Source organism: Citrobacter sp. FP75, assembly GCF_018342065.1.
Lineage (GTDB): Bacteria > Pseudomonadota > Gammaproteobacteria > Enterobacterales > Enterobacteriaceae > Citrobacter.
In genome coordinates, this window is the sequence record NZ_JAFDOE010000001.1 from 726604 (window position 1) to 740368 (window position 13765).

Annotated in this window: 12 protein-coding genes; 8 read left to right on the top strand and 4 right to left on the bottom strand. The window is 54.2% G+C overall.

The window, feature by feature from the left end; genetic code table 11:
- Positions 1 to 27 precede the first annotated feature (27 nt).
- From JQ822_RS03410 to agp, 3 genes are all read left to right on the top strand, one after another.
- On the top strand, positions 28 to 795 hold the full coding sequence (locus JQ822_RS03410; protein ID WP_213132281.1) for a sulfite exporter TauE/SafE family protein: 768 nt from the start codon (positions 28 to 30) through the stop codon (positions 793 to 795).
- Between the two features lie 57 nt (positions 796 to 852).
- The gene (locus JQ822_RS03415; RefSeq protein ID WP_213132282.1) at positions 853 to 1560 is read left to right on the top strand and encodes an ArsR/SmtB family transcription factor; all 708 of its coding nucleotides are present in this window, start codon (positions 853 to 855) and stop codon (positions 1558 to 1560) included.
- A gap of 87 nt (positions 1561 to 1647) precedes the next feature.
- On the top strand, positions 1648 to 2889 hold the full coding sequence (agp, locus tag JQ822_RS03420; RefSeq protein ID WP_213132283.1) for a bifunctional glucose-1-phosphatase/inositol phosphatase: 1242 nt from the start codon (positions 1648 to 1650) through the stop codon (positions 2887 to 2889).
- A gap of 37 nt (positions 2890 to 2926) precedes the next feature.
- On the opposite strand, the gene JQ822_RS03425 is transcribed toward agp, so the two are convergent.
- Both JQ822_RS03425 and wrbA read right to left on the bottom strand, forming a co-directional pair.
- Entirely contained in the window at positions 2927 to 3154 is a 228-nt protein-coding gene (locus JQ822_RS03425) for a YccJ family protein (RefSeq protein WP_096757610.1), read from the bottom strand.
- Positions 3155 to 3174: 20 nt separating this feature from the next.
- Positions 3175 to 3771 (bottom strand): NAD(P)H:quinone oxidoreductase, encoded by a 597-nt coding sequence (wrbA, locus tag JQ822_RS03430; protein ID WP_135322407.1) that lies wholly within the window; start codon positions 3769 to 3771, stop codon positions 3175 to 3177.
- A gap of 385 nt (positions 3772 to 4156) precedes the next feature.
- Between wrbA and JQ822_RS03435 the strand changes: the two genes are divergently transcribed.
- The gene (locus JQ822_RS03435) at positions 4157 to 4330 is read left to right on the top strand and encodes a general stress protein (protein WP_135322406.1); all 174 of its coding nucleotides are present in this window, start codon (positions 4157 to 4159) and stop codon (positions 4328 to 4330) included.
- A 211-nt stretch (positions 4331 to 4541) separates the two neighbouring features.
- Complete coding sequence (gene rutR / locus JQ822_RS03440) at positions 4542 to 5180, top strand: HTH-type transcriptional regulator RutR (RefSeq protein ID WP_213132284.1); 639 nt, start codon at positions 4542 to 4544, stop codon at positions 5178 to 5180.
- Here the strand turns inward: rutR and JQ822_RS03445 are convergent.
- Together JQ822_RS03445 and putA are read right to left on the bottom strand one after the other, a co-directional pair.
- Positions 5177 to 5572 (bottom strand): lysozyme inhibitor LprI family protein, encoded by a 396-nt coding sequence (locus JQ822_RS03445; RefSeq protein ID WP_213132285.1) that lies wholly within the window; start codon positions 5570 to 5572, stop codon positions 5177 to 5179. The genes rutR and JQ822_RS03445 overlap by 4 nt on opposite strands.
- 58 nt (positions 5573 to 5630) lie before the next feature.
- Positions 5631 to 9593: a trifunctional transcriptional regulator/proline dehydrogenase/L-glutamate gamma-semialdehyde dehydrogenase gene (putA, locus tag JQ822_RS03450; protein ID WP_213132286.1), complete on the bottom strand. Its 3963-nt coding sequence runs from the start codon at positions 9591 to 9593 to the stop codon at positions 5631 to 5633.
- A 422-nt stretch (positions 9594 to 10015) separates the two neighbouring features.
- Here putA and putP point away from each other — a divergent pair, with 422 nt between their 5' ends.
- The 3 genes from putP (at position 10016) to efeO (ending at position 13761) form a co-directional block, all read left to right on the top strand.
- Entirely contained in the window at positions 10016 to 11524 is a 1509-nt protein-coding gene (putP, locus tag JQ822_RS03455; RefSeq protein ID WP_213132287.1) for a sodium/proline symporter PutP, read from the top strand.
- Positions 11525 to 11739: 215 nt separating this feature from the next.
- Positions 11740 to 12573: an iron uptake transporter permease EfeU gene (efeU, locus tag JQ822_RS03460; RefSeq protein WP_213132288.1), complete on the top strand. Its 834-nt coding sequence runs from the start codon at positions 11740 to 11742 to the stop codon at positions 12571 to 12573.
- Between the two features lie 60 nt (positions 12574 to 12633).
- Complete coding sequence (gene efeO, locus JQ822_RS03465) at positions 12634 to 13761, top strand: iron uptake system protein EfeO (protein WP_213132289.1); 1128 nt, start codon at positions 12634 to 12636, stop codon at positions 13759 to 13761.
- Positions 13762 to 13765 lie beyond the last annotated feature (4 nt).

The following is a 13765-nucleotide window of genomic DNA, read 5'->3' on the forward strand; positions in this document are numbered from 1 at the left end:
TCTTCATTATTTTCAGGATAGCGCAGCATGGCGATGTTTTTAGCGTTCGAACCCTCGATGGTGATAATGATTGCCGGAACCTTTGTGCTGGCAGGAATGGTGAAAGGCGTGACCGGTATGGGGCTACCCACCGTGGCGATGGGGGTCCTTGGCTCGCTTATCTCCCCGGTTACGGCAGCGGCAATGCTGTTGCTACCCTCTTTAGTCAGTAACCTGTTTCAGTTTAGCGGGGGCGGAAATACCCAGGTGTTACTGAAACGGCTGTGGCCAATGCTATTGGCGGTGGTGGTGGCGACTCTGCTGGCCAGCGTCTGGATCACCAGCGGCAACACCACCCGCACGCAGTTTGTGCTCGGCGTGGCGCTGATTGCTTACGCTATCTGGACGCTGGCAGGAAAAAAGATCCCGGTGGATCCGCAGCGTGAAAAACCACTCTCCCTGGTTATTGGATTTGTGACGGGTCTATTGAGCGGCGGCACCGGGGTGTTTGTTATGCCTGCCGTGCCGTGGATCCAGTCCCTGGGTTTTGAAAAGGATGAACTGGTGCAGGCGCTCGGGATCTCCTTTACCTTCTCGACGCTGGCATTAGCGTTTGGTTTGTGGTGGCACAATGCGTTACCCGTTCAGTCGTTGAGCTTATCCGCTTTTGCCATTGTGCCTGCGTTGATCGGTCAGTGGATTGGCTCACGCCTGCGGCGGGTGATTTCTCCTGTTGTGTTTAAACGCTGTTTTCTGTTTTGCCTGGTGGGTCTGGGCGTGGAGATGATGCTGCGTGCGGCATCATCCCCGCTGTGACTTTACGATAATTTCATGGCATCGTTAATGCAGATATTCAGGGCTAAAGGGGTCGCTATGACATCTGTTATGCTGAATGAAGAAGAGGGTGAACTGGAATCGCGGATGGCGCTTACTGCGGCGGTAATGGCGGATAAATCACGCTCGCGCATGTTGTGTGCTCTGATGGATGGCCGCGCCTGGACGGCGACGGAACTCAGCGCCGTGGCAGACGTGTCTGCCTCGACCGCCAGCGCGCACCTGGCCCGGCTGTGCGAACAACGATTTGTGGTTGCGCTCGCTCAGGGGCGACATCGTTATTTTCGCCTGGCAGGCACGGATATCGCTGAGCTGCTGGAGCGCCTGATGGGCGTGGCGTGGGCGACATCAACACCGCGAAAAATCACCACGCCGCCAGGCTTGCGACATGCCCGAACCTGCTATGACCATCTCGCTGGAGAAGTGGCGGTGAGACTTTTTGATACGCTGGTTTCCCGGCAATGGCTCACCGCGGATGGCGAAACGCTGACTTCTCTTGGTCAGGAAAAGCTGGCAGAGATGGGGATCGTTATCTCCGCTGGTACTTCCCGGCGGAAACTGAGCTGTGGCTGTCTGGACTGGAGCGAGCGACGCTACCACCCGGGCGGCGTACTCGGCGCAACGCTGCTGCGCTGGTTTACCGAGCGGAAATGGATTAAAACCGAGACAGGGAGTCGCCATGTTACCTTCACCCCGCCTGGCATCCGCAAACTCCAGAGTGAGTTCGGTATTAACGTGACGCGGTAAATGCCCCATTTTGCGAAAGCGTTCCCGGAAAAATGTCTTATTTCTGTCACACTCTGTTGTGATTAATAACAACAAGAGGTCGTAGGGATGAATAAATCGTTAATCGCCGCAGCCGTGGCAGGGGCCGTATTACTGTCACCTACCGTGCAGGCGCAGACCGCGCCGGAGGGCTATCAACTCCAGCAAGTATTGATGATGAGCCGACATAACTTACGGGCACCTTTAGCCAATAATGGCAGCGTTCTGGAGCAATCTACGCCTAAACAATGGCCACAATGGGATGTGCCGGGCGGTCAGCTCACCACTAAAGGTGGCGTGCTGGAAATCTATATGGGCCATTACATGCGTGAATGGCTGGCAGAGCAGGGGATGGTTAAATCCGGTGAGTGTCCGGCGCCGAATACGGTGTATACCTACGCCAACAGCCTGCAGCGTACGGTTGCAACGGCGCAGTTCTTTGTGACTGGCGCGTTCCCGGGCTGTGATGTTCCTGTGCACCATCAGGAAAAAATGGGCACCATGGATCCCACCTTCAACCCGGTGATCACCGACGATTCCGCGGCCTTTAGCCAGCAGGCCGTGCAGGCGATGGAAAAAGAGCGCAGCAAAATGCAGCTCAACGACAGCTATCAGTTACTTGAGCAAATGACAGACTACAAAGACTCGCCGTCCTGTAAAGAAAAACAGCAGTGCTCACTGATTGATGCCAAAGACACATTTAGTGCGAAGTACCAGCAGGAACCTGGTGTTTCAGGGCCGCTGAAAGTAGGTAACTCGCTGGTGGATGCCTTCACATTGCAATACTACGAAGGCTTCCCGATGAATGAGGTGGCCTGGGGCGAGATCAAATCTGACCAACAGTGGAAGGTGCTGTCGAAGCTGAAAAATGGCTATCAGGACAGCCTGTTCACCTCGCCGGACGTGGCGCAAAACGTCGCCAAACCGCTGGTGAAATATATCGATAAGGCGCTGGTGACGGACCGTACGAACTCGCCGAAAATCACTGTCCTGGTAGGACATGACTCAAACATTGCGTCATTACTCACGGCACTGGATTTTAAACCGTATCAGTTGCATGACCAGAACGAACGTACGCCGATTGGCGGGAAGATTGTCTTCCAGCGTTGGCATGACGGCAATACTAACCGGGATATGATGAAAATCGAGTATGTCTATCAGAGCTCACAGCAGCTGCGTGATGCGCAGGTGCTGACGCTGAAATCACCTGCGCAGCGTGTGACGCTGGAACTGAAAGGCTGTCCGATAGATGCAAATGGATTCTGCCCTATCGATAAATTCGATAGCGTGCTGAATGCGGCGGCGAAATAAAATGAAACTCCCCCGTGCGAGCGGGGGAGTTATGTTGCTAGACGTTTTTACGTTCGATAGTCTGTTCACCCCAAAAGAGTGAATCTTTGTCCGTTTTCTCAAAGGCTTTGATCAGCACTTCGTCACTGCCTTCTTCCCAAATTTTTTCCGCCAGTTTTTCGTCGTAATGGGCGACTTCAAAAATGGCCTCGGCGATTTCCGGCGATGTATTGCGCAGACGAGCCCATTCACCGACGCGATGGGCTTTCGCTTCTTGAGTTGGCATACGAATCCTCCTGTTGACGATTAGCCGTTGAGTTTTACTGCCAGGCCTGCGACATATTCACCCTGATAGCGGGCGATAGACAATTCTTCCGGACTTGGCTGGCGAGAACCATCGGCCCCGGCAATGGTGGTTGCGCCGTATGGCGTCCCGCCGCGAACTTGTGAGACGTCAAACAACTCTTGCGCGGCGTATCCAATAGGAACGATGACCATCCCGTGGTGAGCAAGCGTTGTCCAGGTTGAGGTAATGGTTTGTTCCTGACCACCGCCGGTCCCCGTCGAGCTGAATACGCTGGCGAGTTTGCCGTACAGGCCGCCAGAAGCCCACAGACCACCGGTCTGATCCAGGAAGGTGCGCATCTGACCGGACATATTACCAAAGCGGGTGGGGGTGCCGAAAATAATGGCGTCGTAATCAGCCAGTTCCTGCGGAGTGGCGACGGGTGCATTTTGTGTTTTACCGCCCGCCTTCAGGAAAATTTCAGGCTGCATGGTCTCCGGTACGCGCTTAATAATCACTTCCGCGCCATCTACCTTATTTGCACCTTCTGCGACTGCATGGGCCATGGTTTCAATGTGTCCGTACATGGAATAATAAAGCACCAGAACTTTTGCCATTTTGCACTACTCCTCGAGTTAACCGTGTCCGTAGCGATTCGCTACCTACCATTAAAGATATGACGTACGGTCAGGAGTGCAAATTTCACCATCATTTCTTTGATTTATAACAATTTTAAGAGCAATGTTTTTTTGTCGCAAACTGATACATTTTTAAGCAGGTGGGAATTACCAGTCATAAGAAAGGCTTATTGATTTCCGGTCGCGATTATTCACTAAATGCCCGCAAACCTGTTGCAGAATATTACCGTTAGCCGGTTGCCTGGTCAGTCTTCACTATGCTTAATCCCACGCAGCGAGCATCGGGCATTGCCCATAGCCTGCGTGAGGTATCACTCCTCAGTGCCTATGCAATATGATGTCTAATCAATGACGGAGGTCAGTAATGGCAAACCATCGAGGCGGTTCCGGCAACTTTGCGGAAGACCGCGAAAGAGCATCAGAAGCAGGTCGAAAAGGTGGCCAGCACAGCGGGGGCAATTTCAAAAATGACCCGCAACGCGCTTCAGAGGCAGGCAAAAAAGGGGGCAAAAATAGCCACGGCAACAACAAAGCGTAATTGCCAGGCTGTCTGTTAGAGATATTGCGACGGCTGACCGTTCAGCGACAGACGTTGCTAAGCCACCGCCGCCGGATTGTCCGGCGGTTTTTTTGTCTGCAAGGTTTAACGGTAACCCTTTCCCGTCGTGCCACCCCTTCGGAGTCGAGTTAATTTATCCATTCACCGTATGATTTGTTATGCTGACGCCCTCAGAACAAGGAGAGGGCGCATGGCTCAACGCGCAGAGAAAACAACGGGTAAACGCTCGCAAGCGGTCAGTGCTAAACGGCAGGCTATTTTAACCGCGGCGTTAAATATCTTCTCCCAGTATGGGATCCACGGAACGCGTCTTGAACAGGTTGCAGAGCAGGCGGGGGTGTCAAAAACCAATCTGCTCTATTATTACCCGTCAAAAGAGGTGCTTTATATTGCCGTTTTACGGCAGATCCTCGACATCTGGCTGGCGCCGCTGAAGGCTTTTCGTGAAGACTTTGCGCCGCTGGTGGCGATCAAAGAGTATATCCGCCTCAAACTGGAAGTCTCCCGTGATTACCCGCAGGCATCAAGGCTGTTTTGCATGGAGATGCTGGCAGGCGCGCCGCTGCTGATGGGTGAGTTGACGGACGATCTTAAAACGCTGATTGATGAGAAGTCCGCGCTGATTGACGGTTGGGTCAGCAGCGGGAAGCTGGCGCCGGTCGACCCACATCATCTGATTTTTATGATTTGGGCTTCTACACAGCATTACGCCGACTTTGCCCCACAGGTTGAGGCGGTGACCGGTGCAACGTTGCGCGATGAACTCTTTTTTAACCAAACGGTTGAGAACGTCCAGCGGATGATTATCGAAGGGATCCGCGTGCGTTAACCGGCAGGGGGTAACGGGCAGCTTAAATCCCCTTCTTCACACTGCAACAGTGAGGCGAGAAACGCTTCACGTTCGTTGGTTTTATCGGTCAGGCACTGACTGGAGATCATCGGCTGTACGCTGCCGCCTTCCGTACCTGAGCTGATTAATGCGCAGTCCGCATCCCGCAGGGTTATCCACGCCACCTGGGCCTTTTTCAGTAAATCACGCTGGGGTGGTGCAGCACGCTTCAGCGCATTTTGATACGTGTCATTCAGTTTGGCGTCGGCAAGCTTGTACTGCTCAGCGGCGCAGGTGTTCATCTCGAGTTGGGTGTTAGCACTGGCGCAGTCATCCGCCAGTGCCTGACCGCTGAGCAGCAATGCTGCACATGTCAGTACAATTCGTTTCATGTTTCTTTCTGACTCCATAAAAAAAGCTCCGTCGCCGGAGCCTTAATTAACCACACCGTTAGCCGATTGTCATCAGGCTGGCGTTTCCTCCGGCAGCGGCGGTGTTGACGCTCAGCGAGCGTTCAATGTACAGACGCTCCAGCAGGATGTTGGTTTCGCCACGGGCAAACCCTTGTACCGAAACTATCGCTCCTTCACGGGCCGCCACCGCTTCGCACAGCGCACGCAGTTGGTCGGAATCACCGTGGAAGATAACCGCATCGAACGGCTGTACGATCAGGTTGTCCGCTTTGGCAAACTGGATGCGCGCAGAAAGGGCGGCTGGCAGACGTTTTGCCAGTTCGCGGTGGAAAGCATCATCCTGCCACAGGATTAAGCTACCCACGGAGGCCACGGCAGCGACCTGGACCAGTGCGTCCTGCTCGTTATCGGCAATACACAGTACGCGCTCGCGAGGTAACAGCGTCCAGGTGTTGCGCTCGCCGGTTGGTCCTGGCAGCAAACGCTGGGTTCCGGCCTGTGCCCGTTCAGCAAACTGTTGGCACAGCGCGTGCAATGCCGGGCGATCGGCTGCCCACTCAGTGAGGGCGTCCAGTGGCTGAATCAACGCCGCCTTCAGTTGTGCATCAACCGGGTAGTCGGCATCCTGGCGAGCCAGCGTGATGCCCAGCGCATTTTCCGGACGATTAGCCAGCAGACGGTACAGATACAGCGGGCCGCCCGCTTTCGGACCGGTGCCTGACAACCCTTCCCCACCGAACGGCTGAACGCCGACGACCGCGCCAACCATATTACGGTTGACGTACAGGTTGCCCACGTGTGCCGAGCCGGTAACCTGGGCGATGGTTTCATCAATACGAGTGTGTACACCCAGCGTCAGGCCGTAGCCGGAGGCATTGATTTGCTCAATCAGATTGCCGAGGTTGCTACGGCTGTAACGCACCACGTGCAGTACCGGACCGAACACCTCTTTTTGCAGTTCATCGAAGCTTTCCAGCTCAATCAGCGTCGGCGCAACAAAAGTGCCGGTTTGCCACTCACGTGCATCATCGCTGTTCTCACGTACGGCCTGGAATACCGGACGTCCTTTGGCGCGCATGGTCTGAATGTGGCGTTCAATATTGGTTTTGGCCTCGTCATCGATAACCGGCCCAATGTCAGTGGTCAGGCGACCCGGATTCCCCATCCGGCATTCCGCCATCGCGCCGCGCAGCATTTTCAGCGTGTGATCGGCGATATCATCCTGCAGACACAGGACGCGCAGCGCCGAACAGCGCTGTCCGGCGCTGTCAAAGGCGGAGGCCAGCACATCCACCACAACCTGTTCCGTCAACGCGGAGGAGTCGACAATCATTGCGTTCATCCCACCGGTTTCCGCGATAAGCGGGATCGGACGCCCCTGAGCATCAAGACGGGTGGCGATGTTGCGTTGCAACAGCGTGGCGACCTCTGTTGAACCGGTGAACATCACGCCGCGCACGCGCTCATCGGACGTGAGCTGTGCCCCGACGGTTTCGCCCTGGCCTGGCAACAGTTGCACCACGCCCGGCGGCACGCCGGCTTCCAGTAAAATAGCGATCCCCTGAGCGGCAATCAGCGGGGTTTGTTCCGCAGGTTTTGCCAGTACGCTGTTGCCTGCGGCCAGCGCGGCGGCAATTTGCCCGCTGAAAATGGCCAGCGGGAAGTTCCACGGACTGATACAGACTACCGGGCCCAGCGGGCGGTGGGTTTCGTTATCAAAATCATCGCGGACTTGTCCGGCGTAATAATGCAGGAAGTCAACCGCTTCACGCACTTCGGCAATGGCGTTGCTAAAGGTTTTACCCGCTTCCCGAACCAGAATGCCAATCAGTTGCTGCATCTGGCCTTCCATCAGGATGGCGGCGCGATGCAGAATGGCGGCACGCTCCTGCGGCGGCGTGGCGAACCAGATCGGCGCATTATTCACGGCGCTCTGTAACGCCTGCTCTACTTCAGCAGGTGTGGCTTCGCGAACGTAGCCGACAATGTCTTTTGGCTCGGCCGGGTTAATCACTGACGTCATTTGTCCGTCAGCTACCGGATGCTCCAGAATCGGTTTCGCGTGCCATTTTTGCAGTGCGCTATTGAGCAGGGCAGAGGAGAGTGAGGCCAGGCGATGTTCGTTCGCCAGATCCAGCCCCGCGGAGTTTTCGCGTCCCTTACCGTACAGGTCGCGCGGCAGGGCAATCTTCGGATGCGGCAGGCCAGCCTGGCCTTCCTGCTGCGCCATTTTTTCCACGGCTTCGACCGGGTCGGCAACCAGTTCATCCAGCGGCAGAGTGGTGTCGGCAATACGGTTAACGAACGACGTGTTGGCACCGTTTTCCAGCAGACGACGCACCAGGTACGCCAGTAGCGTTTCATGGGTGCCTACCGGTGCGTAAATACGGCATGGACGGTTCAGTTTACCGTCCGCCACTTTGCCGGTGACCTGCTCGTACAGCGGTTCACCCATGCCGTGCAGGCACTGGAACTCGTACTGCCCGGGGTAATAGTTTTGACCCGCAAGCTGATAAATGGCCGCCAGCGTATGGGCGTTATGGGTGGCAAACTGCGGGTAGATCAGGTTCGGCACGGCAAGCAGTTTTTTCGCGCAGGCCAGATAGGAGACGTCGGTGTAGACCTTGCGGGTATAAACCGGATAGCCTTCCAGACCGTCCATCTGGGCGCGCTTGATTTCGCTGTCCCAGTATGCCCCTTTGACCAGGCGAATCATCAGTCGGCGACGGCTACGTGTAGCCAGATCAATGAGGTAATCAATCACATACGGGCAGCGCTTCTGGTAAGCCTGGATAACAAAGCCGATCCCGTTCCAGCCTGCCAGCTCAGGTTCAAAGCACAGCTTTTCCAGCAGATCGAGGGAGATTTCCAGACGGTCGGCTTCTTCGGCGTCAATATTGATGCCGATGTCGTACTGACGCGCCAGCAGGGTGAGCGACTTCAGGCGCGGATAAAGTTCATCCATTACGCGATCGTACTGCGCGCGGCTGTAGCGCGGGTGCAGCGCCGACAGCTTGATCGAAATCCCCGGCCCTTCATAAATGCCACGCCCGTTCGACGCTTTACCAATGGCGTGAATTGCCTGCTGATAAGAAACCATATAGGCCTGTGCATCAGCGGCGGTCAGCGCTGCTTCTCCCAGCATGTCGTAGGAGTAGCGGAAACCTTTTTCTTCCAGTTTACGTGCGTTAGCTAACGCCTCAGCGATAGTCTCCCCGGTGACGAACTGTTCACCCATCAAACGCATCGCCATATCGACGCCTTTACGCACCAGCGGTTCACCGCTCTTGCCGATAATACGATTGAGTGAGCGTGAGAGGCTGGCTTCGTTGTGCGTCGAGACGAGTTTACCGGTAAACAACAGTCCCCATGTTGCCGCATTGACGAACAACGACGGGCTTCGTCCAATGTGCGACTGCCAGTTGCCGTTGCTGATTTTGTCGCGGATTAGCGCATCACGGGTGGCCTTGTCGGGAATACGCAGCAGGGCTTCGGCCAGGCACATCAGCGCGACGCCTTCCTGAGAGGAAAGTGAAAATTCCTGCAAGAGTCCCTGTACCATGCCGGCGCGACCGCTGGCGGTTTTCTGGTTGCGCAGTTTGTCTGCCAACTGATATGCCAGCTTATGCGCCTGTTCAGCGATCGGTTGCGGCAGCCGAGCCTGCTCCATTAGCATCGGTACGGCGTCGGTTTCCGCGCGGCGATACGCGGCGGTGATCGCCGCACGGGAAACAGACTGCGGCAGGATCTGTTCGGCAAACTCGAGGAAAGGCTGGTGGGCTTCGTTCTGAAATGCCGCTGCGTCATCGCCTTCATTGGCTGCGCCTGCCAGCAGGGCAGGCAGCTCAGGAAGTGCATCGTCATTTTCCAGTCTTTCGAGATAATTAAAGATGGCTTGTTTGATCAGCCAGTGCGGCGTGCGATCGATTCGTGATGCGGCTGTTTTAATACGCTCGCGTGTGGCGTCGTCCAGCTTAACCCCCATCGTGGTGGTTCCCATGCCGTTTACTCCTGTTGTACTGAAATACGGAAATGATAGTTAGCGAGAAATATCTACTATGTTGCAACTTTGTGCAACCGTGTTAAATGTGACTTGGTTTGCAAGCTTGAAAATGAATGAAATGTTAATGAATGTGGTGTTTGTGGAAAGACCTGTAAAAATCGTGGGCTCTTTTTCTCTGCGGTAGTTAACACTTTTTAAAGGTGCAACCGGAAAAAGCGTGAGGGAGTGCAACCTCCAGAAAAATGCTATCTACTCGAGATTAAAATTGATGTAAATGGTGTGTTAAATCGATTGTGAATGACCATCGCTTCCGGCAGGATACGGTCGCCCAGGTCAACATAGATATCTTTGCCACGTTCCGGCAGGGTAATAAAACGGCAAGCTACGGCATTGTCGATACATAATTTTGGAGAGTTTTGATGGCTATTAGCACACCGATGTTAGTGACATTCTGTGTCTATATTTTTGGCATGCTATTGATAGGGTTTATTGCATGGCGTTCAACCAAAAACTTTGACGACTACATTCTGGGTGGACGTAGCCTGGGGCCTTTTGTCACCGCGCTTTCCGCCGGGGCATCTGATATGAGCGGCTGGCTGCTGATGGGGCTGCCGGGTGCGATTTTCCTGTCGGGGATTTCAGAAAGCTGGATCGCTATTGGCCTGATTGTCGGGGCATGGATTAACTGGAAGCTGGTGGCGGGACGCTTACGCGTACACACCGAATACAATAATAATGCCCTGACGTTACCGGATTACTTCACCGGTCGTTTTGAAGATAAAAGCCGAATTTTGCGTATTATCTCCGCGCTGGTGATTCTGCTGTTTTTCACCATCTATTGTGCTTCCGGTATTGTCGCAGGGGCGCGTCTGTTCGAAAGCACCTTTGGCATGAGCTATGAAACGGCGCTATGGGCGGGGGCGGCAGCCACGATTATTTACACCTTTATTGGCGGTTTCCTGGCAGTGAGCTGGACTGATACCGTGCAGGCCAGCCTGATGATCTTCGCCCTGATCCTGACGCCAGTGATGGTCATTATTGGCGTCGGTGGATTTGAAGATTCGCTGGAAGTCATTAAACAAAAAAGTATTGAGAATGTGGACATGTTCAAAGGGCTGAACTTTGTCGCCATCATTTCCCTGATGGGCTGGGGATTGGGTTACTTCGGACAGCCACATATTCTGGCGCGCTTTATGGCGGCAGATTCTCACCATAGCATTGTTCACGCACGCCGCATCAGTATGGCCTGGATGATCCTGTGTCTGGCGGGTGCAGTTGCTGTTGGCTTCTTCGGTATCGCCTATTTCAACAACAATCCGGCGCTGGCTGGTGCAGTTAACCAGAACGCCGAGCGCGTGTTTATTGAACTGGCGCAAATTCTGTTCAACCCGTGGATTGCCGGTATTCTGCTGTCTGCCATCCTTGCGGCGGTGATGTCGACCTTGAGTTGCCAGCTGCTGGTGTGCTCCAGCGCCATCACGGAAGATTTGTACAAAGCATTCCTGCGTAAAAATGCCAGCCAGAAAGAGCTGGTGTGGATTGGTCGCGTGATGGTGCTGGTTGTCGCGCTGGTCTCTATTGCGCTGGCGGCTAACCCGGAAAACCGCGTTCTCGGTCTGGTGAGTTACGCCTGGGCAGGCTTTGGTGCTGCGTTTGGTCCGGTGGTGTTGTTCTCCGTGATGTGGTCGCGTATGACCCGTAACGGTGCGCTGGCGGGGATGATCATTGGTGCCGTCACGGTTATCGTCTGGAAACAGTTCGCCTGGTTGGGTCTGTATGAAATCATCCCGGGCTTTGTGTTCGGCAGTATTGGCATCGTGGTGTTCAGCCTGCTGGGTAAGGCCCCTTCAGCGGCTATGCAAAAACGCTTTGCCGAAGCAGATGCGTATTATCACTCAGCACCGCCGTCGCGTTTACAGGTTGAGTAATCTGCTTATTTCTTCTACAGCCCGCCGCGTGCGGGCTTTTTTACGCCTCTGTTCGCAAAAAGACAGTAACCCTTACCAAGCTAACTGTTTACATTAAGTCATCATTCTCAAAACATTCCGCTTGAGTTTTTCTTTTCTGTAATGATAATCACTATCACTGTAATTTACTTTTCTTTTCACGAGTTGACTGAGAATAACGTTTAAGGGTACTTCGCATGTTTGTTCCATTTCTGATTATGTTGCGCGAAGGCTTAGAGGCCGCGCTGATTGTCAGCCTGATAGCCAGTTACCTGAAACGAACTCAGCGAGGTCGCTGGATTGGCGTAATGTGGATTGGTGTTCTGCTGGCGGCGGCGCTGTGCCTGGCACTGGGGATTTTCATTAATGAAACCACCGGTGAATTTCCGCAAAAAGAACAGGAGCTGTTTGAAGGGATTGTGGCGGTGATTGCCGTGGTGATCCTCACGTGGATGGTCTTCTGGATGCGTAAAGTCTCGCGCAACGTCAAAGTTCAGTTGGAGCAGGCGGTCGATAACGCCTTACAGCGCGGCAATCATCATGGCTGGGCGCTAGTGATGATGGTCTTTTTTGCCGTTGCCCGTGAAGGACTGGAATCGGTGTTCTTTCTGCTGGCGGCATTCCAGCAGGATGTGGGCATCTGGCCGCCGGTAGGGGCGATGCTGGGGCTGACAACCGCTGTTGTACTGGGCTACCTGATTTACCTTGGCGGAATCAAACTGAACCTCGGGGCATTCTTCAAATGGACCAGCCTGTTCATTCTGCTGGTTGCCGCAGGTCTTGCGGCCGGCGCGATTCGTGCGTTCCACGAAGCCGGGTTATGGAATCATTTCCAGGACGTGGCATTTGATCTGAGCAGCGTGCTGTCTACGCACTCGTTGTTTGGCACGCTGATGGAAGGAATTTTTGGTTACCAGGAAGCGCCAAGCGTCAGTGAGGTTGCTGTCTGGTTTATCTACCTGATCCCGGCACTGATTTTGTTTGCCTTACCGCCTCGTTCAGGCTCTACGGCGTCTCGTACTGCACCCTGATAACAACGCGACGCAGAAACTCATTTAGTTACAACATACTTATTTATATAGGGATAGGTCATGACGATAAACTTTCGCCGTAGTGCGCTGCAGCTGGGTATTGCTGCGCTTTTTGCATCAGCTTTTACAGCACAAGCTGCCGATATTCCGCAGGTTAAAGTCACGGTAAACGACAAACAGTGTGAACCGATGACTATCACGGTCAACGCCGGGAAAACTCAGTTCATTATTCAAAACCACAGTCAGAAAGCGCTGGAGTGGGAAATCCTCAAAGGCGTGATGGTGGTGGAAGAGCGTGAAAATATTGCGCCTGGCTTCAGCCAGAAAATGACCGCCAACCTGCAGCCCGGTGAATACGATATGACCTGTGGCCTGCTGACCAATCCGAAAGGGAAGCTGATCGTCAAGGGCAGCGCAACGGCAGATGCGGCACAGAGTAACGCCCTGCTGAGCCTGAGTGGCCCGATTACCGAATACAAAGCCTATGTGACCGCAGAAACCGCACAGCTGGTTGCGGGTACCAAAGCGTTTACGGACGCGATTAAAGCGGGGGATATTGAGAAAGCCAAATCCCTGTACGCGCCGACGCGTCAGCATTATGAACGTATTGAACCGATTGCCGAACTGTTCTCCGATCTTGATGGCAGCATTGATGCCCGTGAAGACGATTACGAGCAAAAAGCCGCCGATCCGAAATTCACCGGCTTCCACCGCCTGGAAAAAGCGCTGTTTGGTGACAATACCACCAAGGGCATGGATAAATACGCCGATCAGCTGAACAGCGACGTTATCGACCTGCAAACGCGCATCAGTGAACTGGCCTTCCCGCCGTCAAAAGTGGTTGGCGGAGCAGCAGGGCTGATTGAAGAAGTCGCTGCCAGCAAAATTAGCGGCGAAGAAGATCGCTACAGCCACACCGATCTGTGGGATTTCCAGGCTAACGTCGATGGCGCGCAGAAAATTGTCGATCTCCTGCGTCCTCAACTGCAAAAATCCAATGCTGAGCTGCTGGCAAAAGTGGATGCGAACTTCAAAAAAGTCGATAGCATCCTGAGTAAATATCGCACCAACGACGGGTTTGAAACCTACGACAAGCTGACCGACGCTGACCGCAACGCGCTGAAAGGGCCGATAACGACGCTGGCAGAGGACTTGTCGCAATTACGCGGCGTACTGGGTCTGGATTAAGCAT